This window comes from Streptomyces sp. NPDC030143, from assembly GCF_055573695.1.
On sequence record NZ_JBVIAY010000012.1, the window covers coordinates 76630 to 99152 of the forward strand.

The following is a 22523-nucleotide window of genomic DNA, read 5'->3' on the forward strand; positions in this document are numbered from 1 at the left end:
CTCCTTGGCCACTGGTACGGAACCCCGACGGGGCCGCGGCGTGCACACCGCCACGCGCGCCGCCATCACCGCGCCCCACCTGCGCACCGACCGGTGGTGGCTGGCCCCCGCGGCCACCGCCGCCGGCTTGCTCGCGTTCGTCGTGTACTCGACCTGGCGGGCCTTCGCGAACGCCGACTACTACGCGGCGCCGTACGTCTCGCCGTTCTACTCGCCTTGCCTCGCGGAGAACTGCGAGCCGATGCGCGCGGGCCCGAACTGGGAGATCTTCGGCAGCTGGTGGGGCATCTCCCCCGCGATCATCATCCTGATCTTCCCGCTCGGCTTCCGGCTGACCTGCTACTACTACCGCAAGGCCTACTACCGGGGCTTCTGGGCCTCGCCCCCGGCCTGCGCGGTGGCCGAGCCGCACCGGACGTACACCGGCGAGACCCGCTTCCCGCTGATCGTGCAGAACATCCACCGGTACTTCTTCTACGCGGCGATCCCGGTCGCCGGGATCCTCACCTACGACACCGTGCTCGCCTTCCGCGACGAGCACTACGCCTGGGGACACATGGGCCTGGGCACCCTGGTGTTCCTGGTCAACATCGTGCTGATCTGGGCGTACACCCTGTCCTGTCACTCCTGCCGGCACATCGTCGGCGGGAAGCTCAAGCACTTCTCCCGGCACCCGGTCCGCTACCGGATGTGGCAGTGGGTCGGCCGGCTCAACGCCCGCCACATGCAGCTGGCCTGGGCGTCCCTGGTGAGCGTCGCGCTCGCCGACTTCTACGTGTATCTCGTCGCGTCCGGTGCGTTCGACGATCCGCGCTTCTTCTAGACGAGTGGGGCCTTCGCATGTCCGTGGTCGACCGGCAGGAGTGGGACGTCGTCGTGGTCGGGGCCGGTGGCGCCGGTCTGCGGGCCGCCATCGAGGCACGTGAGCGGGGCGCCCGGACGGCCGTGATCTGCAAGTCGCTGTTCGGCAAGGCGCACACGGTGATGGCCGAGGGCGGCATCGCGGCGGCGATGGCCAACGCCAACGAGCACGACACCTGGCAGGTCCACTTCCGCGACACCCTGCGGGGCGGCAAGTTCCTCAACCAGTGGCGGATGGCCGAGCTGCACGCCCAGGAGGCCCCGGACCGGGTGTGGGAGCTGGAGACCTGGGGCGCCCTGTTCGACCGGACGAAGGACGGCCGGATCTCGCAGCGCAACTTCGGCGGCCACGAGTACCCGCGTCTCGCGCACGTCGGCGACCGCACCGGCCTGGAGCTGATCCGCACCCTCCAGCAGAAGATCGTCGCCCTCCAGCAGGAGGACCACCGGGAGACCGGCGACCACGAGTCACGGCTGAAGGTGTTCCAGGAGTGCACGGTCACGCGGGTGCTGAAGGACGGCGACCGGGTCTCCGGCGTCTTCGCCTACGCACGCGAGTCCGGCCGCTTCTTCGTCCTCGAGGCGCCGGCCGTCGTGATCGCGACCGGCGGCATCGGCAAGTCCTTCAAGGTGACGTCGAACTCCTGGGAGTACACCGGCGACGGCCACGCGCTCGCCCTGCTGGCCGGGGCGCCCCTGCTGAACATGGAGTTCGTGCAGTTCCACCCCACGGGCATGGTCTGGCCGCCGTCGGTGAAGGGCATCCTGGTCACCGAGTCGGTGCGCGGCGACGGCGGGGTGCTGCGCAACTCCGAGGGCAAGCGGTTCATGTTCGACTACGTCCCGGACGTCTTCAAGGACAAGTACGCCGAGTCCGAGGACGAGGCCGACCGCTGGTACGACGCACCCGACGACAACCGGCGGCCACCGGAGCTGCTGCCGCGCGACGAGGTGGCCCGCGCCATCAACGCCGAGGTGAAGGCGGGCCGCGGCTCCCCGCACGGCGGAGTCTTCCTCGACGTGTCCACGCGGATGCCGGCCGAGGTCATCAAGCGGCGGCTGCCGTCCATGTACCACCAGTTCAAGGAGCTGGCGGACGTCGACATCACCGCCGAGGCCATGGAGGTGGGACCGACCTGCCACTACGTGATGGGCGGCATCGCCGTCGACTCCGAGACGGCCGCCGCACGCGGGGTGCCGGGCCTGTACGCGGCCGGCGAGGTGGCCGGCGGCATGCACGGCTCCAACCGGCTCGGCGGGAACTCCCTCTCCGACCTGCTGGTGTTCGGCCGCCGCGCGGGCCTGCACGCGGCCGGGTACGCGGCGGCCCTGACCGGGACGCGCCCGCCGGTCGACGACGAGCAGATCGACGCGGCCGCCGCGGAGGCCCTGCGGCCCTTCTCCGCGGAGGGCCGGCCGGACCCGCAGGGGCGCCCGCCGGAGAACCCGTACACCCTGCACCAGGAACTCCAGCAGACCATGAACGACCTGGTCGGCATCATCCGCCGCCAGGGCGAGATGGAACAGGCCCTGGACAAGCTCGCCGAGCTGCGGGTACGGGCGCGGCGGGCCGGCGTCGAGGGCCACCGCCAGTTCAACCCGGGCTGGCACCTCGCCCTGGACCTGCGCAACATGTTGCTGGTGAGCGAGTGCGTGGCCCGGGCGGCCCTGGAGCGCACCGAGTCGCGCGGCGGACACACCCGCGAGGACCACCCGGACATGGAACGCGCCTGGCGCCGGATCAACCTCCTGTGCCGGCTGACCGACCCCACCGGCGGTCTGGCGGCCACCGACCCGGTGCGGGGCCAGATCACCCTCACCCGCGAGACCACCGACCCCGTCCGCCCCGACCTGCTCGCCCTCTTCCAGAAGGAGGAGCTGGTCAAGTACCTCGCCGAAGAGGAGCTGTACGAATGAGCGGCTACCAGGCCCGGTTCAAGGTGTGGCGGGGCGACGTGTCGGGCGGCGGCCTGGAGGACTTCGAGGTCGAGGTCAACGACGGCGAAGTGGTCCTCGACATCATCCACCGCCTCCAGGCCACGCAGGCGCCCGACCTCGCCGTCCGCTGGAACTGCAAGGCCGGCAAGTGCGGGTCCTGCTCGGCGGAGGTCAACGGGCGGCCGCGGCTGATGTGCATGACCCGGATGTCGGTGTTCGACCGCGCCGAGACGATCACCGTCACTCCGCTGCGCGCCTTCCCCGTCGTCCGCGACCTGGTCACGGACGTCGGTTACAACTACCGCAAGGCCAGGGAGGTCCCGGCATTTATGCCGCCCGCCGGCGTGGGGCCGGGCGAGTACCGGATGATGCAGGAGGACGTGGACCGGGCACAGGAGTTCCGCAAGTGCATCGAGTGCTTCCTGTGCCAGGACACCTGTCACGTGGTGCGCGACCACGAGGAGAACAAGACGGCGTTCGCCGGCCCGCGCTTCCTCATGCGGATCGCCGAGCTGGACATGCACCCGCTGGACGCCGCCGAGGAGAGCGGCCTGGACCGCAAACGCACCGCCCAGGACGACCACGGCCTCGGCTACTGCAACATCACCAAGTGCTGCACGGAGGTCTGCCCCGAAGGCATCAAGATCACGGACAACGCGCTGATCCCCCTGAAGGAGCGGGCCGTCGACCGCAAGTACGACCCCCTGGTGTGGCTGGGCTCGAAGATCAGGCGCCGGTCGCCCTGACGGGGCCCCGGCCGGAGCGGCTCACCTGCCGCGGCGCGGGTCCCCACAGCCACGACCTGCGCGGCTCACCTGCCGCGGCGCGGGTCCACGGCGACAACCTGCGTGATCAGGCCCACCAGGAACATGCCCAAGGCAGTCGTGCTCCCGAGGACGTGTGCGAAGGGGCCGGGGTGGAGCGGGCCGAGCAGCAGCCAGGCGGGCCCTGCGGTCGCGGCCACGAGCGTGCCCCGGCCCCACAGCGTGGGCCGCGTGACCCTGTGCCCGTCTCACAGCGGCAGCCGGCCCGTCGCCACGGCGACGACACCCGTGGCCAAGGCTCCGGCCAGGGCGACGCCCGTCACGGCGAGCGAGATCCCGTACGTGTCGGTCACCGCGCCACCAGTTCCAGGACGCGCCGCAGGTTGGACTCCGCGATGTCCCGCATCGCCCCGGGGCCGGGGAAGTCGCCGTCCAGCAGCCGCAGCGGACCCGCCACGAGGGAGAGGTGCATGGCCAGACGGTAGAAGACCATGCGGTCCTCGTCGAGGCCCGGGACGCGCAGGGCGTCGTACCGATGGCCGAAGCGCAGCGCGAGGAACACGTGCTCCTGCTCGACGTCTCCGTACCGGACGTCCTCGATGTCGATGAGGACCGGCTCGCCCCGCGGGCTCACCAGGACGTGGTCCGGGCCGAGTTCGCCGTGCAGGAGCCGATGGCCGCGGCGCGGCCGGACCGCGGCGGCGAGGGTCCGCACGAGGGGGGCCAGATCGGTCACGGTGCGGTGTCGACGGGGCGCGGTCACCGGACCCACCCCGCCCGGTACGCCACCCAGTCCTCCTCCGTCGCGGCGAAGTCCACGTACAGCGCGACGCCGAACGACGGACGGTCCGCGTCCGTGCGGGACAGGCCCAGGCGGACGCCCCGGACGGCGGCGGCGACGGTCTCGGCGTGCTCCCAGTGACCGAACCCCTTCTCGTGGTAGAAGGGCAGGCCCATGAGCAGGTCGGTGGTCTGCGGGGTGACCTCGAGAGCCAGCGAGGTCTGCTGGGCCACGTAACCGCCGTAGGTGCTCTCCAGCGGCTGCATGGTGTCGTACGACATGAGGGCGATCTGGTCGACGCGGCGGGCGACCTGTCCGAAGAACGCCTGCGACCACCACTTCGGGTGGCCGGTGAGGGCGCCCCGGACGGAGTGCAGGGCCGGCAGCGGGTCGATCTGGTGGGCGGCGACGGACAACTGGGCGCCCCGGTCCGCGGTGACGCGGCGCAGGGCGTCGAGAAGCGTGAGGTAGTTCCGGTCGTCCGAGTGCAGGGGTTCCAGGTCGAAGTGGGCGCCCTCGAAGCCGGCGGCGAGGATCTCCCGCGTCGACCGCACGACGGCCGCCCGGGTCTGCGCCCGCTCCAGCCGCATGCCGTGCGGGCTCTCGCCGGCGAGCACGTCACCCAGCCAGGCCTGGACCCGGACACCGGGCATCGCGCGGTGCACGGCGGCGAGGAACCACCCGGCGTTGGCGTACGCCGACGCGGGGAGCGTGCCGTCGTGCTCCAGCGGGCCGGCGTGGACGTACAGGTCCCGGATGCCGGTGCCCTTGAGCCGGTCGGCCAGCGCGGTGACGTCCGCGTCCTTCTTCCGCCCGTCGACCCAGGCGTGCCCGAGCCAGATCGCGTCCCGGCCCCGCGAGTACGTGCCCTCGGCCGGGTCGCCCAGGTAGTTCACCCGCAGCGCGGTGAGCGCACCGAGGAGGGGGAGCAGGAGCAGCAGGACGAGCGCGAGAACACTCCGCCGGACGAGCCGAAGCCGACGTCTGCGACGGGCGGCGGGGCGAGAGCGCTCGGCAGCACCCGCCGCCGGCGCGGGCGACCCGGCGTCACCCGCCTCCGGGGTGCCTGCCTCGGGGGCGGGCGGCTCGGAGGTGCCCGGCTGTGGGGCGGACGGCTCGGAGGTGCCCGGCTCCGGGGTGGACGACTCAGGGGCGCCTGCCTTCGGGGTGCCCGGCTCGGGGGTGCCCGGCTGTGGGGCGGGCGACTCGGAGGTGCCTGCCTTCGGGGTGGGCGACCCGGCGTCGCCTGGACCCGGGACGGTCGGCTCGGCAGCGCCCACCCCCTGGGTACGCGGTTCGGCGGCACCTTCCTGCACGGGGGCCCGTTCCGGGGTGACCGGCTTCGGGGCAGGCGTGTGCGGCAACTCCCCCGTCGGGGCCGTCGGCGCCCCTGGATCCCGCTCGCGTGCGGTGTCCGTGGCCGCCTCCTCGTCCTTGGCCGCCCCGTCCTGCGGTCGGTCCATGCCCGTCCCCCCTCGTGTCACTCCGCCCCACCGCTCCCTCTCGCCCTGCACCGCAACGCTCCCGGTCGCGCGCCCGCTTGCGCGGTCATACGCTCCCCCATGTGACGTCGTCCTTGTTCCGAGGCCGACCACGGCGTGCCGCATCGCACCTGACCGTGCGAGTGGCGCATGCCGTGGTGGGCGGTGCGGCCGGCGTCGTGTGGCTGCTGTTGCCAGGGATGACGACGGGAACGGACGCTCCGGTTGCGATCACCCGTTCGACCTCCGCCGTGGCAGCGCCACCGGAGGAGGGCACGTCAGCGGTCGATCTGGTGCTGCCGTTGGCGGCGCTGGGCACGGCGGGCGTACTCGCGGGGTACGGCTACCTGCGCCGCGTCCGGCGCACCCGGGAGCGGACCACCCCCGGCGGGACGGCCGTCCCCCCACCCACCGGCCCCCCGCCCGACCTCGCCCCCCTGGACGAACGGGCCCGCGCCGCGCTGGTCGAGGCCGACGACCGCATACGGTCCGCCCGGGAGGAGCTCGACTTCGCCCGGGCCCGGTTCGCCGAGGAGGCCGCGGCGCCCTTCGCCGCCGCGCTGCGGGAGGCCGAGGCGGAGACGGCGGCGGCGTTCCGGATGCGGCAGCGCTACGACGAGGGGGTGCCGCGGGAGGAGGCGGCCCGGCGGCACGCCCTCGCCGGGATCGTCGGACGCTGCGAGGAGGCAGGGCGGCGGCTGGACGCCGTGGCCGGGGACTTCGAACGGCTGCGGGGGCTGACGGCGGGGGTGGGCGAGGCGCTGGAGACGGCGCAGGCGCGGTTCCGTGAGCTGACGGGTCGTACGGCCGCCGCGGAGTCGCTGCTGGCCGAGGTGCACGCGCGGTACGCGCCCACCGCGAGTGCCGTCGTCGCCGGGAACGTCGAGCAGGCCAAGGACCGGCTGCTGTTCGCCACCGCCCGCCTCAACCGGGCCCATCAGGAGGACGCCGCGGGGCGCATCGGGGCGGCCGCCCGGCACCTGCGCGCCGCCGAGGGCGCCGTCGCCCAGGCCGCCGTCTTCGTCGAGGGCGTGGAACGCCTGGCCGCCGAACTGCGCGAGGCCGAGGCGCTGATGCCGGCGGCACTCACCGCGGCGGAGGCAGACCGGCCGGGGACGGACCGGCCGGAGGCTGACCAGCCGGGAGCAGACCGGCGGAAGGAAAACCGGTCAGAGGCCGACCAGCCAGGGAACCTCTCGGAAGCCAACCGGCCGGAGGCAGACCGGCCGAGAGCAGACCGGCCGAGAGCAGACCCCTCGGAGGCGAACCGGCCGGAGGCGGACCGCTCCGGGTCGGGCCCGGTGGGGACTCCCGCCGCTGGGGCGCACGCGGCGCACACCGGTTCCGTCCTCGCGTCCCTGCGCCGGGAACTCGCCGGCGACCGCCCTCACGACCCGCTAGGGATCCTGCGCCGCCTGGTCCGCGCGACGGCCCTCCCCCCGGGCGGCGACGTGGCCGCCGCCGCCCGTCTCGTCGCCCGCAGCAGCATCGCCGCGACGGCGGACTTCGTCGCCACCCACCGCGCCGCCGTCGACGTCCCGGCCCGCACCCGCCTCGCCGAGGCCCGGCGTCTGCTGCCCACCGACGCCCCGCGCGCCGACACGCTGGCGCTTCGGGCCCGGGAGCTGGCGGAAGCGGACGTACGGGTGAGGGGGAATCCGCTGGGCTGGGTGGAGAGGGCCGGCGGGACGGGCGCGGACGGCGCGCAGCGCGACCCGACCTCCACGGCCACCGGTACCGCCGGTGCCACCCGTATTGCCGGTGGCGACGGTACCGCCGGTGCCGTCCTCGGCGGCATCCTGCCGGCCGACGATCCCGACGGCGGCCGGCCGGGCGGCTTCGGCGGTGTCCCCGGGCGCCCGGGGTAACCCCACGGAGGGCCGCCCCGCGCCCCCGGAGGCGAAGCCGCCCGGCCCCTCAGAACAGGCTGAGCAGTGCCTCCGCCGGGTCCGCCAGGGTGGACCGGCCGTCCGGCAGGGGCAGTTCGAACCACACCGTCTTGCCCCGGGGGGTACGGCGGGAGCCCCACGCCGCCGAGAGCAGCCCCACCAGCTGGAGTCCGCGACCGCCCTCGTCCGTGTCTCGGGCACGGCGGCGGCGTGGTTGGACCAGTCCCGCGTCCCAGACCTCGCAGACCAGAGTGCGGTCGAGCAGCAGCCGGAGCCTGATCTCGCCCTCGCCGTACCGCAGGGCGTTCGTCACGAGCTCGCTGACCAGCAGTTCCGTCGTGTCGACGAGCGGCTCGAGGTCCCAGCTGAGGAGCCGGCCGCGGGCGTGCTCGCGGGCGCGGCCCACGCTGCGCGGCTCGCGCGGCAGCGTCCAGTCGCCGACGGACTCGTTGGGCAGTCCCTGTACACGTGCCATCAGCAACGCGATGTCGTCCTCGCCGTGATGGCTGTCGAGGGTGTTGAGGACGTGGTCGCAGACGTCCTCCAGGGGCCGGGTGGGGTCGGTGAGCGCCCCGACGAAGGCCTGGAGCCCCTCGTCCAAGGGGTGGTCGCGGGACTCCACGAGGCCGTCCGTGTACAGCGCGAGCAGCGCGCCCTCGGGGAGTTCGACCTCGACCTCCTCGAAGGGCTCCCCGCCGACGCCGAGCGGCATGCCCGGCGGCACGTCGAGCATGAGGGCGGACTCGCCGGGCTCGACCAGTACGGGCGGCAGATGACCGGCGTTGGCGAAGGTGCACCGGCGCGTCACGGAGTCGTACACCGCGTACACGCACGTCGCGAGGTACACCTCGCACAGGTCGGCCTCACGGGGCCGACGGGCGGCGCGGGTGGCCTGCTGGACACCACCGGGGGTGCCGAGGCCGCGGGCGATCTCGTCCAACGCCGCGAGCACTTCCGCCGGTTCCAGGTCGAGCAGCGCCAACGTGCGGACCGCCGTCCGCAGTTCGCCCATCGCCACCGCCGCCCGCAGTCCGCGGCCCATCACGTCGCCCACGACCAGCGCGGTGCGGTGGCCGGGCAGTTCGATGACGTCGAACCAGTCGCCTCCGACCTCGCTGGGACGGCCGGTGGAGGCGTTGCCGGGCAGGTAGCGGCAGGCGATGTCCAGCCCGGAGGCGACCGGGTCGCCCGGCGGGAGCAGCGACCGTTGCAGTATCAGCGCCCGCTCGTGCTCACGGCGGTAAAGGCGGGCGTTGTCGATACAGACGGCCGCCCGGGCGGCCAGCTCCACCGCCAGATCACGGTCGCGGTCCCCGAACGGCTCGCTGCCCTTCGTCCGCGAGAACTGCGCGAGCCCCACGACCGTGTCGTGGGCGACCATCGGGACGGCCAGCGTGGACTGCACGAGGCCGCCCTCCTCGCCGGGGATGGACTGCGGGCGGGCGGTGCGCAGGGCGTCCGCGCAGGGCGAGTTGAACGGGAAGTGGTGCACCGCGCCGACGGCGACGGGCGTGCCGCTGCCGGCGAACGGGGCGTCGGAGACGGCGGACGCGAACGCGACGCGACGCAACTCCGCGCTGCCGTCGGCCAGTCCGGGCGGGGTCTCGTCGCCGGCCAGGAGCCCCTGGTAGAGGTCGACGGTGGCGAGGTCGCAGAAGCCGGGCACGACGACGTCGAGGAGTTCGCGCGCGGTGGTCTCAAGGTCGAGGGAGTTCCCTATGCGGGCGCCCGCCTCGTTCAGCAGGGCGAGATTGCGCCGTGCGGCGGCGGCCTCGCGGGCGGCGGCGCGGCGGGCGGTGATGTCGGTGCCGAGCCAGGCGACGCCGATGGGGCGGCCGCTGCCGCTGTGCACGCGGTAGAGGTTGATCGACCAGTGGCGGCGGTCGTCGTCGCCGGGCACGAACCCCGTGATGTGCATGTCGGTGATGGCGTCACCGGTCTGGAGCACCCGTCGCAGGATGGCGGTGACCCGCTCGGCCTCGGGGCGGGGCAGGTAGTCGTGCACGCCCTTGCCGCGGTGGTCGTCGGGGGTGCCGCCGAAGAGCGAGGCGAACCGGTGGTTGGCGCGACGGACCCGCAGGTCGGTGTCGATCAGCAGGAACCCGAAGGGCGATTGACCGAAAATCGCCTGCGAGGCGGCGAGGTCGGTCTCGATGCTGCGCAGTGTGCGCACGTCGACGACGATGCAGACGGCGGCCTTCTCGCCGTCCTGGGTGCGCGTCGGCATGACGTACACCTCGGCGAGACCCTCCTCGCCGCGCCGGCCGTCCGCCGCGTCGGGCATCCGGAAGGGGACGACACCGGTCCACTCACGGCCGTCGAGGATCTCGGCCATCTTGCGCTGGCCGAGGTCGCGCAGGTCGGGGTCGACGAACGCGTCGATGGGGTCCATGCCGACGGCCCGCGGGGCCGGGATGCCGAAGATCTGTTCGGCCCGCAGGCTCCACTGGTCGACGCATCCGTCGGGGCCGATCGAGAACGACGCGACCTTGATGTAGTCGTAGATCGAGCCGGGCGGACTGCTCTGCCACAGGGCGTCACCGCCCGGCATCTCGCCGTCGGCGAGGATGCCCCCGGCGGCGGAACCGCGCTCGGCATCGGCTGCGCGCGCACCCGCGGCCTCAGTCCTCGCGCCGTCCGACGGGTCCTCGGACTCCGTGGCCTTCGCTGGTATCTCGCTCACGCGAACCGTCCCCTCCAGCTCACCGCGCCCGGTACCGGTCACCAGGGGCGGCTGCCCGCAGTATCCAGCACTACGGTGCCGCACGACACGGTGTTCACGATCACAGCACGGTCCAGGCATTTTTCGGACCGTGCCGCGACAACACTTCCAGTCTTCTAACCAGCGGACACGCCCTCGAACCACCCCGCCGGGCACGGGTCCCGGGAAGGCACGCGAACACCGCCGGGGGCCGGGCGACCGGGAGGCGGGGAAACGCCGTCGGGGCCGGGCGGCCGGGAGGCGTGGGAACACCGCCGGCACGGGTCCAGGGAAGGCACGCGAACATCGCCGGGGCCGGGCGACCGGGAGGCGGGGAAACGCCGTCGGGGCCGGGCGGCCGGAACGCAGCCGGTCCGACCGGGGCTGCGGGGAACCGCCATCGGGGACGCCCGCCGCCCCGCCGAAGGGGACGGGACCGGGCGGGACGGAGCGGGCGGGACGGAGCGGGGCGCGACGGGCCGGGGAGCGCGGCGAGGCGGGGGGAACGCCGTCGGGCGGGTGGGGCGTCTCGTCAGCCGGGCACGGTCAGTTCGAACCAGACGGTCTTCCCGGCCTCCCCGGGACGGCTCCCCCAGCGGCGCGAGGAGGACGCCACGAGTTGCAGTCCCCGTCCGCTCTCGTCCTCGGGCCGGGCGACGCGCTCGCGGGGCGGGTCCGGCAGCGGGTCGGAGACCTCGACGAGCAGGACGCCGTCCAGTCCGGCGGGGCGGACCAGCCGTACTCCGATGGGGCCGGTGGCGTGCCGCATCGCGTTCGTCACCAGCTCACTGACCAGCAGGGCCGCGACATCGCCGATGCTGTCGAGGCCCCAGCCGCGCAACTGCCCCCGTACCGCGCCACGGGCCGTGCGCACCGCCCCCGGGTCTGCGGGGAAGGTCCACTCGGCCCAGTCGCCTTCGGAGTCGATCACGCCGATCACTTCCCGGCCAGCGAGGTACCCCCCGGTTCGATTTCGTGGGGTTAATGGGCACATACCCGCTATGTCCGGGCGGGTATCACCGGAGGGGGCGCACTGTGGCACCAACGGCGTACGGGATGCCTGGCGGACTCCCACCCCCGACCACCCGGCGGGCCGGGTGAGCCCGCCCGGTCGGACCTACCGCCCTTCCGCCGCCACGGTCGGCCGGCCCGGCCAAACACGCCGCACGGCCGGCCCACCACGCTTCCGCCGCCACGGTCGGCCGGCCCGGCCAAACACGCCTCTCGGCCGACCCACCCTCGGCCCGCCCTCTCGGCCGGCCTCCGCCTGGGCCCGCCCTCCCGGTCGACCCGCCCTCGGCCGACCCGCCGTCAGCCCGCCCGGGTGCCGAGCCGGGCGATCACCTCGCGGACGGCCGGGATGTCCTGGTCGAGCCAGTCGACGTGCCAGACCTCGGCGGGCGCGAGCCAGCGGAGGGCGTCGTGATCCTCGAGGGGCGCGGGAGCGGGGGAGGCGGGGCGCAGCCGGACCGTCCACACCTGGAGGACGTACGGCGGCCGCAGCGGCCACTCCCCCGGGACGCGCCCGACGACCTCGGAGTCGACGCCGAGTTCCTCGCGCAGTTCGCGGACCAGGGCCTCCTCGGGCCGCTCGCCCGGTTCGACCTTGCCGCCGGGCAGCTCCCAGCGGCCGGCGAGGTCGGGGGGCGCGCTGCGGCGCGCGGCGAGCAGGCGGTCGCCGTCGAGCAGGGCGGCGGCCACCACGACCGGTGGGTGTTGCGTCATGCGCCGGAGCCTACGGGAGGCCGGCGCGGGTCTGTGCGGGTCAGTTCCGCAACCCGTCCCCGTTCTGTCCGATGCGCTCGACCGAGTAGAGCTGCTTGTGTCCGCGGCCGTCGAGACTGTCGGCGATCTTCTGGGCCTCGGCTCGGGTCGCGTACCGGCCGACGCGGTAGCGATTGCCGTTGTCGTCCTGCCGTATGACGAGCCAGGGCAGAGAGATCGTGCCGTCGTTCATCGAGCCCCTCCGCTTCCCGCCCGCGCCCCGCCCTCTGAGGAAACCGCATTCCGCATATGCCCGAGCGTACGCCTTACCTTTACGCAGCGAACACGCCTTTACACAAAGAGGTACGCAACCAGCCAGAACGCAGGGGGCGCACGGGACCGAACGCGCCGTGCGCGCGGCGCGCCGCCCACGGTCGGCGGCCTGTCGTCCATCTGCCGGGCGACCTGCGGGAACAGCGGGAAACGACCGGATTCCGACGGCGCACCGACGCCCGTGCGCCCGGCGGTTTCCACCGGCAACTGCCGCAAGGGTGTGCGCTCTTTCACCCCCCTCGCCCCCCATGGTGCGGGCGGCGCGCGGCGCGGGGGGGCGCCACTGTGTGACCGGCCCGCCGGACTGCCGCGGACGCCCCCGGAGAAAAGCCGCCCCATCGGTGCGAGCAGACCGACGGCCCGTGCGCCGCCCGCTACTTCACCGGCAGGTGGTACGCCACGCGGTAACGGTCCGCCGGGATCACCACGTCGGCCGTCTCGACGGGGCGGCCGGAGGCGTAGTACGTGCGCTGGACGACCAGCACGACGTGCCCCGGGACGCCGCCGAGGGCGATCAGTTCCTCGGCGAGACCGGGGCGGGCACCGACCTCCTCGGTGACGTTGTCGACGATGACGTCGATGGCGCGCATCCGCTCGACGACGCCCATGCCGCCGAGTGGCCCCTCCTCGGGCAGCATCACCGGCGTACGGCCGGTGACGGCCAGGGGCTCCCAGGAGGTGGAGAGCATCATCGCCTCGCCGGCCTCCCGGAAGACGTACCTGGTGCACATCACGCGGTCGCCGGGCTGGATCGCGAGCCGCTCGGCGACGGCACGACCCGCCGCCGTCTGCTCGCTGTTGGACTCCCAGGTGCCGCGCGTGTGCGCCTCGGCCTGCTCCTGACGGAACGGTGTCGCCCCGGTCGCCGGGCGGTACCCGGAGCGGGCGATGCGGCGCGGCACGGGCCGCTCGCGGACATAGGTGCCCGACCCGGAGCGGCCCTCGACCAACCCCTCGGCCATCAGCACCTTGCGCGCCTCCAGCGCGACGGTGTCGGAGACGCCGTACTCCTCACGGATTCTGGCCTGGGACGGGAGACGGGTGTGCGGGGGCAGCGAGCCGTCGACGATCTTCTTGCGGAGATCACCCGCGACGCGCAGGTACGCCGGCTGCTCACCGAATGTCACTGGCCGCTCCCATCAGCTTGTACAGACAGCAACAGCGTGGCAACCGTGGGTTGTGCCGTGCAAGCAAAGGCCAGAGAATCACTCGATGTGATGACTTATCCGTGGGAGAGGCTTTACGCAGGCACTTTCTCCCCGCTATGGGCGTGATCACACATCGAGGCCGCCCTCACTTCCACCGCCGCCGGTGCCCCCGCCACCGCTCTCGCGGTCCTCGTCGTAGGAGGGCGGCGTGGTGGCCAGGCCCAGAGCCTCGCGTGCGGTGACGATGGCGACGCCGTCGACGTACTCGTACGCGGTCTCGTAGTGGACGTAGAAGGTGTCCGCGTCGGCGGCGCCGGCCGCCCGACCCCACGCCTTGCTCGCCGCCTGAAGGTCCGTCACCAGCACGGCGAGGGCGCCGCCGTTGTCGGCCGACCAGGCGTGCGCGTCCAGGGCCTTCGCCTGCCGGGCGGTCACCTCTCCCACCTTGCCCGCCCAGGCCTGGTTGACCTCCAGGTCCTCCTCCACGTACTCCTCGGGCTCTTCGTAGAGCACCTCGTCGACCGCGGCCATCGCCTTCAGGAAGGCCAACTGGTCGGCGTCGAGGGTCGTCTCGTCGGCGCGCAGTGAACCGGTCAGGGTGGAACCCTCGTCGGCGTGGCCGAAGACGCAGGTGATCTCGCGGTCGCCCCACTTCCAGCTCTGGCGGGTGGGCGTGAGGTAGTACACGTCGACGTCGCCGCTCAGCAGCCACGGGTCCATCACGTAGACGTCCTTGAGGGTCCAGCACTTGTCCTCGGCGACGTCCGTGACGCGGGCGTCGCCCGGGTAGTCGTCGCCGGACAGCGGGACCGTGCCGAACACCTCGGCCTCGTGCTCACCGGAGCACGGCACCTCGTCGACGTCGTAGACGTCCTCGTCGAAGGCGGCACCCGGTACGTCGAAGCACTGGCCCTTGTCGAGCGAGAGGCTGGAGCCGCGGCTCGCGCCCTCCTTGAACCCCTCCCACACCGCGGAGACGCCCCCGATGGCCAGCGCCAGCACCCACAGCGCGAGCCCGACGGAGGACAGCGCCGCTCCCGCGACCGCCATCCCCTTGCCGCGCTCCCCGCGCTTCCTGATCTGCACCAGCGCGACGATCCCGAGGATCAGACCGACGGCCGGCAGGAAGCACATCACGCCCAGCACGAGGGCGGCGATGGCGACGCCGTTGGTGGGCACGGGCCGGACGGGCAGCGGATACCCCTGGCCCCAGGCCGGATAAGGACCGTAGGGAGGCCGAGCCTGCGGCCCACCGGGCCCACCGGGACCCTGCGGATACACCCCCTGCGGCTGCGGCTGGGGCTGGGGCTGCGGAGGCTGGTACGGGTCCTGCGGTCGGCCCTGGGGCTGGTCCTGCGGCTGGGACGGCCCGTTGGGCGAGGGTATGGACACAGGTACCGTGCTCCTGGATCGGATGGAGGGCTCAGCGGGCCGGGACCCGCGCGGCGGAACCGACGTTCGACTGGGCGCATGGTAAGCGCGGGGCGAGCCGAACAGGAACGCGGGACGCGAACGCGACGACGGGGCGGCGCACGGCCCCGCCGGCCGGCGGCCCGGCGGCGACCGGGACGGTGAGGGCGACACAGCGCCCCGACCGAGACGGCGAGGGCGACACAGCATCCCGGGCGGGACGACGAGGTCGCGACACGGCACCCCGACCCGGACTGCGGGCGCGACACAGCACACCGGACGAGACGGCGGGCGCGACTCAGCACCCCGACCGGGACGGCCGGAAGCGACACGGCACCCCGACCCGGACTGCGGGCGCCGACACAGCACCCCGACCGGGACGGCCGGAAGCGAACCGGGGTCAACCATCCGGGGTACGCGCCCCCCCGCCGGCCGGCCCCCTCGACGTCCGGCCGACACCTCACGCCGAGGTGATGCCGGCGGCCCTGGCCTCAGCCCTCGAACCCGGTGTCCCGCGCCCGCTTCTCCCAGGCGGCCACGTCGTCGCGGACCGCGTCCAGGTGGCCGAGAACCGCCGTCACCGCGTCGTCCCCGAGCGGCAGGCGCAACGGCGTCTCCTCGGCCTCCAGGGCGGCGAGGATGAGGGCGGCTGCCTTCGCCGGGTCACCGGGCTGCGTGCCGTCGCCGCCGGAGACGAAGCCGCGCGTCTCGTTGACCTTGGCGTACACGCCGCTGTCGGCGCTGGCCCCGGCACGGCCGGCCTCGAACAGCCCGGTGCGGAAGGCGCCCGGCTCCACGATCAGCACCTTGATCCCGAACTCCCGCACCTCGTCGGCGAGTCCCTCGCTCATGCCCTCCAACGCGAACTTCGTGCCGCTGTACGCGGAGAACCCCGCGAAGGACATCTGCCCGCCCATGCTGCTCATCTGCACGATCGCACCCGAGCGCCGCGCCCGCATGTGCGGCAGCGCCGCCCGCACCAGGGCCGCCGGCCCGAGGACGTGCACGTCGAACAGCGCCCGCAGTTCGGCGTCCGTGGTCTCCTCGAAGGCACCGACGTGCGTGCGGCCCGCGTTGTTGACGAGGACGTCGATCCGTCCGTGCCGTGCGACGACGTCGGCCACGGCGGCCTGTGCGGCGGCCGTGTCGGCGACGTCCAGAGTCAGCGCCTCCACCTGGTCGGGGCGGGCGGCCACCAGGTCCGCCAGCCCGTCGGTGCGCCGCGCCGCGCCCACCACCACGTCACCGGCCGCCAGCGCCGCCTCGGTGATCGCCCGCCCGAAACCGCTGCTCGCACCGGTCACCAGCCACACCTTGTTCATACGACTCCCTCCACCTCATCCGCTCTTCGACCGGCCCGTCGTGAACAAGCCTGTGGGAAAAGGCGGTTGCCGGTCCAAGACCCGCGCTGATAACCGATGGTCATGACCAGAACGGACGTGCACGTACGGGAGCTGCGTTACTTCACCGCCGTCGCCGAGGAACTGCACTTCACCCGCGCCGCCGAGCAGCTGTACGTGTCGCAGCCGGCGTTGAGCAAGCAGATCCGGGCGTTGGAGCGCCGGTTGGGTGTCGCGCTGTTCCGGCGCGACCGGCAGGGCGTGACGCTCACGGCGGCGGGCACGGCGCTGCTGCCGCACGCGCGCCGGGTACTGGCGGCGTGGGCCGGGGGCGCGGCGGCGGTGGAGGAGGCGCGGGCGACGGAACGCGGCACGCTGGTGGTCGGCATGAGCACCAGCCCCGGCCGCGGCGGTCTGCTGCCCGCGATCCGCTCCCGCTTCACCGCCGCGCACCCCGACAGCGTGGTCCGGCTGCGCCAGGTGCCCTGGGAGGACCCGAGCGCCGGTCTGGCCGACGGCGGGACGGACGTGGCCTTCGTGTGGCTGCCCCTGCCCGACGCCGAACGCTACGCCTGGACGGTGGTCGCCGAGGAGCCCCTCGTGGTGGCCCTCCCCGACAGCCACCCCCTCGCCGCCCGCACGGAGATCGACTTCACCGAACTGCTCGACGAACCGTTCCTCGCCCTGCCCATGAGCAGCGGCCCCTTACGCGACTTCTGGCTCGCCCTGGACGCCCGGGGCGGCCGCCCCCCGGTGATCGGCGCGGAGATCGCCGGCACGGAGGAGACCTACGAGGCCCTGGTGGCCGGCCTCGGCATCTGCCTGGTCGCCACCGGCAACGTCCCCCTGCTCACCCTCGGCGGCGTCACCACCCGTCCCGTCAACGGCGTCCCCCCGAGCCGCTACGTCCTGGCCTGGCGCAGGGAGGACGACACCCGCCCCCTGGTCCGCGCCTACGCCCAGGCGTGCGCGGCGGCCGCGGGGGCGTCCCGGCGGGCCGGAGGATGAGACCGCCGGCTGCCGACGCCCCCATGGCCTGTCCGCGGCACTCCGCCGGATCGCGCACGCCGGGATCCGATCTTCATGTCGGCCACGTCGTCGACGTGGTGTGGTGTTTCACCACGCGTCCTCGCGGGCGACCAAGACCGGCTCGTCGGACCGGTCAGGCCGTCCGGTCCTTCGACGACGGTGCCGTGAGCCTCTCCTCCGACATGCCGAGCCGCGCCTGCTCCTCTTCGACGATCCGGCGCGCCAGCTCGGTGTCCGACACGTCGACCGCGTCCGGAGAGGCTTCGGCCACGGCGCTGCGACGGGCGTAGGCATCGAACAGGCGGGTCTTGGCCTCCAGCATCTTCACCATGCGTTCGTCCACGCCTCCGGTGGCCAGGAGACGGTGCACGCGAACCGGCCTGACCTGGCCCATACGGTGGGCCCTGGCCACCGCCTGGTGTTCGATGGTCGGCTTGACCTGGGGTTCGCAGATGACGACGACGGAGGCTGCCTGCACACGATGAGCGGATCATGCCGGTGGCGAAGGAACGGCAGGCGGCCGCGAAGACGAAGGCGGCCAGACGGGCGGAGGCTCAACGCACGGGCCGCGGCACCGCGAGTATGGTGCCCGCGTTCAGGGTGCTGAAGATCTCGCGGCGCCGACGGGCTCCTGGCAGTGGCGGCCGGACGTGGCGCGGCGGCCGGCGTGGCATCTCGTGGTTTCTCATGGGCGCAGCGTCGGAGGGCCGGGTCTGTGGCCAGCGCTCGCGCAGACAATGCAGTCGACGGCGGAACCGGACGGCTGAGGCCGGCCCGTCCCACGGGGACGGACCGGCCTCGAGTGTCTACGGGGTCACGGTCAGCGCGGGCGCCATGTCGGCGGTCCCGTTGGTGAGCTTCCCGGAGCCGGTGGCGCCTTCGGAGCTGACGAAGCGCAGCTCGTGGTTGGCGCCCCCCGCGTTGCCGACGGCGAGCAGCAGCGTGGACTGCTTGGCCGCGTAGGCCTTCTGGACGAAGGAGGTGATGTCGACGGTGATGTCGCGGCCGTCGATGGCGTTGCCCTGGTGGGTCCCGCCGCCCTCGGGGACGACGGTCGAACCGAGGGTGAAGGTGGCCGACTTCGCGACGGAGGAGGTCGTGGCGGTGAAGCTCGGCCGGTTCTGCCAGGTCATGGTGTTGATCGGGCAGGACGTGACGCCGCCGGTGCACGTGGCGTCGCTGACGGGTTGCACGAGGAGCTGGTCGGTGTCGGTCGACGGAACCGACGAATAGCGGTGGCCGACGTAGGTGAGATGGAGTGTCGCCTGGCCCGGTGAGCTGGTGAGGCTGCTGATGGGGAACTGGATGTAGGAGAGCTTTCCGTCTCCGGATCCCGTGGTGTACTGCTCGCCCATCAGGCCCGCGCCGGTGTTGCGGGTGATGAGGGTCAGGTCCGAGGAGTTGTTCTTGGTCTGGTCGCCGGTCCACGCACCCACCCAGGTGTCACCGTTGGTGAGGGCGCCGGTCTTGACGTTCCGGGTCTGGCCGTTCGCGTCCGTGTAGGTGCTGGTCAGCGTGGCGACCCCGCTCGTCGTCAGCGGGAACTGGCTGGTGTATCTGACGAGCTGGCCCCCGACGCGAACGTTGTTCAGCGTCGCGTTCGTGATGCCGGTCAGCGAACTGGCCGTGTTCTGCTTCGAGAACCACACGTTGTCGAGTGTGAAGGTGCCGATCGGAGCCCTGGTGTACGAGTACGCGGTGCCCGACCCGTCGGGGTTGGGCGCGTACCCGTAGGTCGCCTGCTGCTCGGCGGTGATGGTCTGGGTGGATCCGTTGCCGCCGTTGATCCAGACCGGTCCCTTGGTGAAGCGGGAGGTGTCGATCGAGCTGTTCTTCACCACGATGCTCTGGATGCGCGGGTACGGGTTGGGGCTGTTGTGCGTGAAGATGCCGCCGGCCCACGGCGACACTGAGTTGAAGTTGTCGAACGTGTAGTTGGTGAGCCGGTGTCCGTACGACTGCCATCCGATGCGGATCGCGTTGCCCGCACCGACGGACCAGTTCAGCGTGTTGCTGACCGAGATGTTCTTCGTGTCCTCGGTGTCCCAGTGATAGGAGTCGAACCCGAGTTCGTCGGCGACGGTGTCGTGGGCGCCTACCGCGTTGACATAGCCCTGGACATCGGCGCTGGAGGTGCCGAGCTGGAAGTTGTTCCACACGCCGGTGGCCAGCGGGGCGAATCCGTCGCTGGGGTTGTAATGGCCGGAGGCGAACGCGTCGTCGTTGCCCAGGGTGAAGACGCCGTTGGCGGTGATGTCCTGCCCGCTCGCGAAGTCCGTCCCGTCGATCCACGGCTGGCGGTACGGGGTGAGGGCCTTGATGTTGTTGAACGTCACCCTCTTGGCGGTGTGGGTCTCGTAGTTCCACTGCTTCGCGTCGCGCACGTAGGTGTCGTTGAACGTGATGTCCGACGAGTGCATGACCATGACGCCGCCCTGGTGCTGGCTGCGGTAGGCGTCGTGCGAGTCACCGATGCTGCGGGCGTTGTAGTTGGCCACGCCGTTGCCGTCGAAGACGCCGCGTCCGCTGATCTCGATGTCGTTGGAGTTGATGATCCCGACCGCCGGCTCGAACGCCTCCATGTACGCCTGGACGCGGTTCTTCAGCAGGGCCCCTTCGGCGGTGTAGATCTTCAGCTTGCCGCCCTTGAGCTTGCTGCCGTCCAGACCGTTGACCAGGAGACCGGACGACACGTACGTGCCGTTGGGGAAGTAGAGCGTGTTGAGCGCCGTGGGGTTGGCTTTGATGGTGTCGATGGCGGCCTGCAGGGCGTAGGTGACGTCGTTGGCGGCCATCGCCCGCACATTCGGGTAGCGCACGTTGACGCTGCTCGCGCTCACCAGCGTCCCGGCCGAGGTTTTCTGACCGGCGGGGACGGCGGTGCCGTTGACGGTCTTGCCGGCCATGGAGCTCGTCGCCGCGGCGGGAGCCTTCTGAGCCGCGCTGTTCGGGTTCGCCGCGAGGTACTTCGCGGCGAACTGCTGGAAGTTGAGGACACCGGTCTGCAGGTTGACGCCGGAACCGTCCGGTGCGCTCGTGGTGTCCGGACGCTGCGCCGGGTCTTCCAGAGGGTCGTTGATGACCGCCAGATAGGGCTGTCCCGTGGCGTTGGTCGAGTCGCCGTTGACCATCACGATCGCTTGGTTCAACCCGGCGTCGGCTGACATCTGGAACGTCAGAGTGTGCTTGTCCGCGCTCACCGAGACGCTGCTGGACGGGTAGTGGCGGGCCGGATAGATGTTCACCGTGTTGATCGTGGTGCTGGGCAGCGTGACCGTGATCGTCGGTGTCCGGGAGTCCGACGCGAAGCGCGCGATGTCGAAGTTGTGGCCGTTCTGCGTGTACTGGACAGCCTGGACGGGCGTGCCGGCGACCTGCACCTGGTACTTCGTGGACGCCACGTCCGGGGACGACGTCGTACCGCCTCCCATTCCCGTCGGTGCGTACGCGTGGACGGTGGTGGCGGCCTGTGCGGGGGCGGCGCCGGTGAGCATGAGGCTCGCCACCGCGATGGTGGCGCCGGCAGCGGCCGCGATGAAGCGCTTCACGCGCGAACTGCGTCGCGCCGGGGCGGGGTTCGGGGCGGCGTCGTCGCCGGCCGGTCTGATCATGCCTGTCTCTCCTCAGGACGAGAACTTTCCAGGTCTGTTCAGGCGCTCGCCGTCTGCTGGAGACGGCGCGGAGCATTCGCGATGCCGCGGCCGGACCGCGGCCGCGAGGCCGTCGCGGTCGAGGGGACCACCACGACGCACCGAGCGGGGTGACGCGGGTGAGGTCGACTGTTGTTTCGCGCGGTGGGCCAGGTTGGCTCCACTGCATTGACCGATCCACGAGACCGGACGTGGCGGGGACGTTACTTCCGTATTTCCGGAACCGTCAATGCTCCGTGCACATCAAGTCGGGGAAACAGCGGTGACCCTTCTGCAACGCCCCCACCATGCTCCGTAACGGCTGGATCACGGCCGCCGCGCGAAGCCTTGCCCTGGTCCGACGGTCGCCCTACGCTGACGCCACTTTCGTGGATCGATAAACGTCTCAGGGGGCGTACGTGGTGACAATGGCGGAGGTGGCAGCTCGGGCGGGAGTCACCAAGCAGACCGTCTCCAACGTGGTGTCGGGCAAGAAGGTGCGGCCGGAGACCCTGGCGAAGGTGAACAAGGCGATCGCCGAACTCGGCTACAAGCCGAACCTGGTGGCGCGCTCACTGCGCACCGGCAGCACGTCGACGGTGGGGCTGTTCGTGCCGTCGGTGGCCAACCCGTTCTATTCGGAGGTGGTCGAGGAGGTGGAGAACCTCCTGGTCGGCCGCGGATACAACCTGCTGCTCGCCACGACGCGCAACGATCCCGACTACACCCGGGCCCACCTGGAGAACCTCGCCGCGCGCTCGGTGGACGCACTGCTGGCCGCCGGGGACAACGGCGTCGATCGGCAGCTGCCGATGCTCGCCGCGGCCGACTTCCCGGTCGCGCTGTTCGCCTGGGAGGGGGACCCGCCGACCACGCTCCCGGTGGTGTCCATCGACTACCAGCACGCCGGGTTCCTGGCCGGGTGCCACCTGCGGGATCTCGGCCACCGGAACGTCGCAGTGGTCGCCGACCTCCCCGCGCACACGCCGCGCGTCGTGGGGTTGCGCCGGGCGTTCGCCGCCGATGGGCTGGACGACCGCAAGGTCTTCGCCTGCACCAGCGACGACGCCGCCGGCGGGTTCGCCGCGGCCTGCGCGGCACTGGACGCGGATCCGGAGCTGACGGCGATCTTCGCCACCCACGACATCCTGGCCGTCGGTGCCGTCGAGGCGGTGGTCCGGTCCGGGCGGCGGGTCCCCGACGACGTCAGCGTCGTCGGCTTCGACGACATCGCCCAGGTCGGGCGGATCCGACCGGCGCTGACCACGGTCACCTTCCCCAAGCGCGAGATGGCCCAGCAGGCCGTGGAACTACTGCTGCGAGCCGTCGACTCCGGCCGGCCGCCGACCAACGTCGTATCGCTGCTGCGCCCGACCCTGACCGTGAGGGACAGCAGCGGCCCCGCCCGGGGCGACCGCTTGGCGCCCGGCGCCGCTTGACCTGCCACGGCACACCCCATGAGCCGTCGGCGCAGTCCTTCCCAGCCGTTCCCCGCCATTACGGGGGCATTCCGAG

The 22523-nt window shown here is 72.5% G+C and carries 17 protein-coding genes and 2 pseudogenes; 7 read left to right on the plus strand and 12 right to left on the minus strand.

From position 1 onward, the window contains the following. The first annotated feature begins 4 nt into the window (after nt 1-4). From ACZ4YY_RS21385 to ACZ4YY_RS21395, 3 genes are read left to right on the plus strand one after another with little or no spacing between them, the layout of a single operon-like run. On the plus strand, nt 5-823 hold the full coding sequence (locus ACZ4YY_RS21385) for a hypothetical protein (protein WP_468292325.1): 819 nt from the start codon (nt 5-7) through the stop codon (nt 821-823). Nucleotides 824-840: 17 nt separating this feature from the next. Next, nucleotides 841-2778 carry a fumarate reductase/succinate dehydrogenase flavoprotein subunit gene (locus tag ACZ4YY_RS21390; RefSeq protein ID WP_468292328.1) on the plus strand — a complete coding sequence of 646 codons (1938 nt, stop codon included), beginning with the start codon at nt 841-843 and terminating at the stop codon, nt 2776-2778. After that, nucleotides 2775-3545, plus strand: coding sequence for a succinate dehydrogenase/fumarate reductase iron-sulfur subunit (locus ACZ4YY_RS21395; protein WP_468292331.1), 771 nt, complete (start codon nt 2775-2777; stop codon nt 3543-3545). Before ACZ4YY_RS21390 ends, ACZ4YY_RS21395 begins: the two co-directional genes overlap by 4 nt. A gap of 65 nt (nt 3546-3610) precedes the next feature. On the opposite strand, the gene ACZ4YY_RS21400 is transcribed toward ACZ4YY_RS21395, so the two are convergent. The 3 genes and pseudogenes from ACZ4YY_RS21400 to ACZ4YY_RS21410 all read right to left on the minus strand — a co-directional run. Then, a complete protein-coding gene (locus tag ACZ4YY_RS21400) occupies nt 3611-3763 on the minus strand; it encodes a hypothetical protein (RefSeq protein ID WP_468292334.1) in 153 nt (50 codons plus the stop codon). 149 nt (nt 3764-3912) lie between these two features. Further along, on the minus strand, nt 3913-4299 hold the full coding sequence (locus ACZ4YY_RS21405) for a phosphotransferase (RefSeq protein ID WP_468292337.1): 387 nt from the start codon (nt 4297-4299) through the stop codon (nt 3913-3915). 23 nt (nt 4300-4322) lie between these two features. Then, nucleotides 4323-5336 (minus strand): annotated as a pseudogene (locus tag ACZ4YY_RS21410) (glycoside hydrolase family 18 protein); the annotation flags it as partial. A gap of 108 nt (nt 5337-5444) precedes the next feature. Here ACZ4YY_RS21410 and ACZ4YY_RS21415 point away from each other — a divergent pair. Together ACZ4YY_RS21415 and ACZ4YY_RS21420 are read left to right on the plus strand one after the other, a co-directional pair. Beyond that, nucleotides 5445-5912: a pentapeptide repeat-containing protein gene (locus ACZ4YY_RS21415; protein WP_468292685.1), complete on the plus strand. Its 468-nt coding sequence runs from the start codon at nt 5445-5447 to the stop codon at nt 5910-5912. Between the two features lie 164 nt (nt 5913-6076). Next, the gene (locus tag ACZ4YY_RS21420) at nt 6077-7693 is read left to right on the plus strand and encodes a hypothetical protein (RefSeq protein ID WP_468292340.1); all 1617 of its coding nucleotides are present in this window, start codon (nt 6077-6079) and stop codon (nt 7691-7693) included. A gap of 49 nt (nt 7694-7742) precedes the next feature. On the opposite strand, the gene ACZ4YY_RS21425 is transcribed toward ACZ4YY_RS21420, so the two are convergent. The 7 genes from ACZ4YY_RS21425 to ACZ4YY_RS21455 all read right to left on the minus strand — a co-directional run bounded on the left by ACZ4YY_RS21425 (nt 7743) and on the right by ACZ4YY_RS21455 (nt 16332). Beyond that, the gene (locus tag ACZ4YY_RS21425; RefSeq protein ID WP_468292343.1) at nt 7743-10397 is read right to left on the minus strand and encodes a SpoIIE family protein phosphatase; all 2655 of its coding nucleotides are present in this window, start codon (nt 10395-10397) and stop codon (nt 7743-7745) included. A 550-nt stretch (nt 10398-10947) separates the two neighbouring features. Next, entirely contained in the window at nt 10948-11409 is a 462-nt protein-coding gene (locus ACZ4YY_RS21430; protein WP_468292346.1) for an ATP-binding protein, read from the minus strand. 317 nt (nt 11410-11726) lie between these two features. Beyond that, nucleotides 11727-12140: a (deoxy)nucleoside triphosphate pyrophosphohydrolase gene (locus tag ACZ4YY_RS21435; RefSeq protein ID WP_468292348.1), complete on the minus strand. Its 414-nt coding sequence runs from the start codon at nt 12138-12140 to the stop codon at nt 11727-11729. A 40-nt stretch (nt 12141-12180) separates the two neighbouring features. Further along, nucleotides 12181-12372 carry an SPOR domain-containing protein gene (locus tag ACZ4YY_RS21440; RefSeq protein WP_468292350.1) on the minus strand — a complete coding sequence of 64 codons (192 nt, stop codon included), beginning with the start codon at nt 12370-12372 and terminating at the stop codon, nt 12181-12183. Nucleotides 12373-12826: 454 nt separating this feature from the next. Further along, nucleotides 12827-13579, minus strand: a complete 753-nt coding sequence (locus tag ACZ4YY_RS21445; RefSeq protein WP_468292352.1) for a GntR family transcriptional regulator — start codon at nt 13577-13579, stop codon at nt 12827-12829. Between the two features lie 147 nt (nt 13580-13726). Then, nucleotides 13727-14779: a DUF4190 domain-containing protein gene (locus ACZ4YY_RS21450; protein WP_468292355.1), complete on the minus strand. Its 1053-nt coding sequence runs from the start codon at nt 14777-14779 to the stop codon at nt 13727-13729. A gap of 722 nt (nt 14780-15501) precedes the next feature. Beyond that, entirely contained in the window at nt 15502-16332 is an 831-nt protein-coding gene (locus ACZ4YY_RS21455) for an SDR family NAD(P)-dependent oxidoreductase (RefSeq protein WP_468292358.1), read from the minus strand. Nucleotides 16333-16428: 96 nt separating this feature from the next. On the opposite strand from ACZ4YY_RS21455, the gene ACZ4YY_RS21460 reads away from it, so the two are divergent. Continuing rightward, nucleotides 16429-17358: a LysR family transcriptional regulator gene (locus tag ACZ4YY_RS21460; protein WP_468292361.1), complete on the plus strand. Its 930-nt coding sequence runs from the start codon at nt 16429-16431 to the stop codon at nt 17356-17358. A 154-nt stretch (nt 17359-17512) separates the two neighbouring features. Here ACZ4YY_RS21460 and ACZ4YY_RS21465 read toward each other — a convergent pair. Together ACZ4YY_RS21465 and ACZ4YY_RS21470 are read right to left on the minus strand one after the other, a co-directional pair. Beyond that, nucleotides 17513-17857: pseudogene (locus tag ACZ4YY_RS21465) on the minus strand (ATP-dependent helicase); the annotation flags it as partial. A 328-nt stretch (nt 17858-18185) separates the two neighbouring features. After that, a complete protein-coding gene (locus ACZ4YY_RS21470; RefSeq protein ID WP_468292364.1) occupies nt 18186-20990 on the minus strand; it encodes a DNRLRE domain-containing protein in 2805 nt (934 codons plus the stop codon). Between the two features lie 446 nt (nt 20991-21436). Here ACZ4YY_RS21470 and ACZ4YY_RS21475 point away from each other — a divergent pair, with 446 nt between their 5' ends. Next, on the plus strand, nt 21437-22447 hold the full coding sequence (locus tag ACZ4YY_RS21475; RefSeq protein WP_468292366.1) for a LacI family DNA-binding transcriptional regulator: 1011 nt from the start codon (nt 21437-21439) through the stop codon (nt 22445-22447). The last annotated feature ends 76 nt before the right edge of the window (nt 22448-22523 follow it).

Bases quoted from the DNA above. Each gene is read 5' to 3' on its own strand.
- ACZ4YY_RS21390 (WP_468292328.1), top strand. From the start codon at position 841: ATGTCCGTGGTCGACCGGCAGGAGTGGGACGTCGTCGTGGTCGGGGCC.
- ACZ4YY_RS21395 (WP_468292331.1), top strand. From the start codon at position 2,775: ATGAGCGGCTACCAGGCCCGGTTCAAGGTGTGGCGGGGCGACGTGTCG.
- ACZ4YY_RS21430 (WP_468292346.1), bottom strand. From the start codon at position 11,409: ATGTGCCCATTAACCCCACGAAATCGAACCGGGGGGTACCTCGCTGGC.
- ACZ4YY_RS21435 (WP_468292348.1), bottom strand. From the start codon at position 12,140: ATGACGCAACACCCACCGGTCGTGGTGGCCGCCGCCCTGCTCGACGGC.
- ACZ4YY_RS21440 (WP_468292350.1), bottom strand. From the start codon at position 12,372: ATGAACGACGGCACGATCTCTCTGCCCTGGCTCGTCATACGGCAGGAC.
- ACZ4YY_RS21455 (WP_468292358.1), bottom strand. From the start codon at position 16,332: ATGAACAAGGTGTGGCTGGTGACCGGTGCGAGCAGCGGTTTCGGGCGG.
- ACZ4YY_RS21460 (WP_468292361.1), top strand. From the start codon at position 16,429: ATGGTCATGACCAGAACGGACGTGCACGTACGGGAGCTGCGTTACTTC.
- ACZ4YY_RS21470 (WP_468292364.1), bottom strand. From the start codon at position 20,990: ATGATCAGACCGGCCGGCGACGACGCCGCCCCGAACCCCGCCCCGGCG.
- ACZ4YY_RS21475 (WP_468292366.1), top strand. From the start codon at position 21,437: ATGGCGGAGGTGGCAGCTCGGGCGGGAGTCACCAAGCAGACCGTCTCC.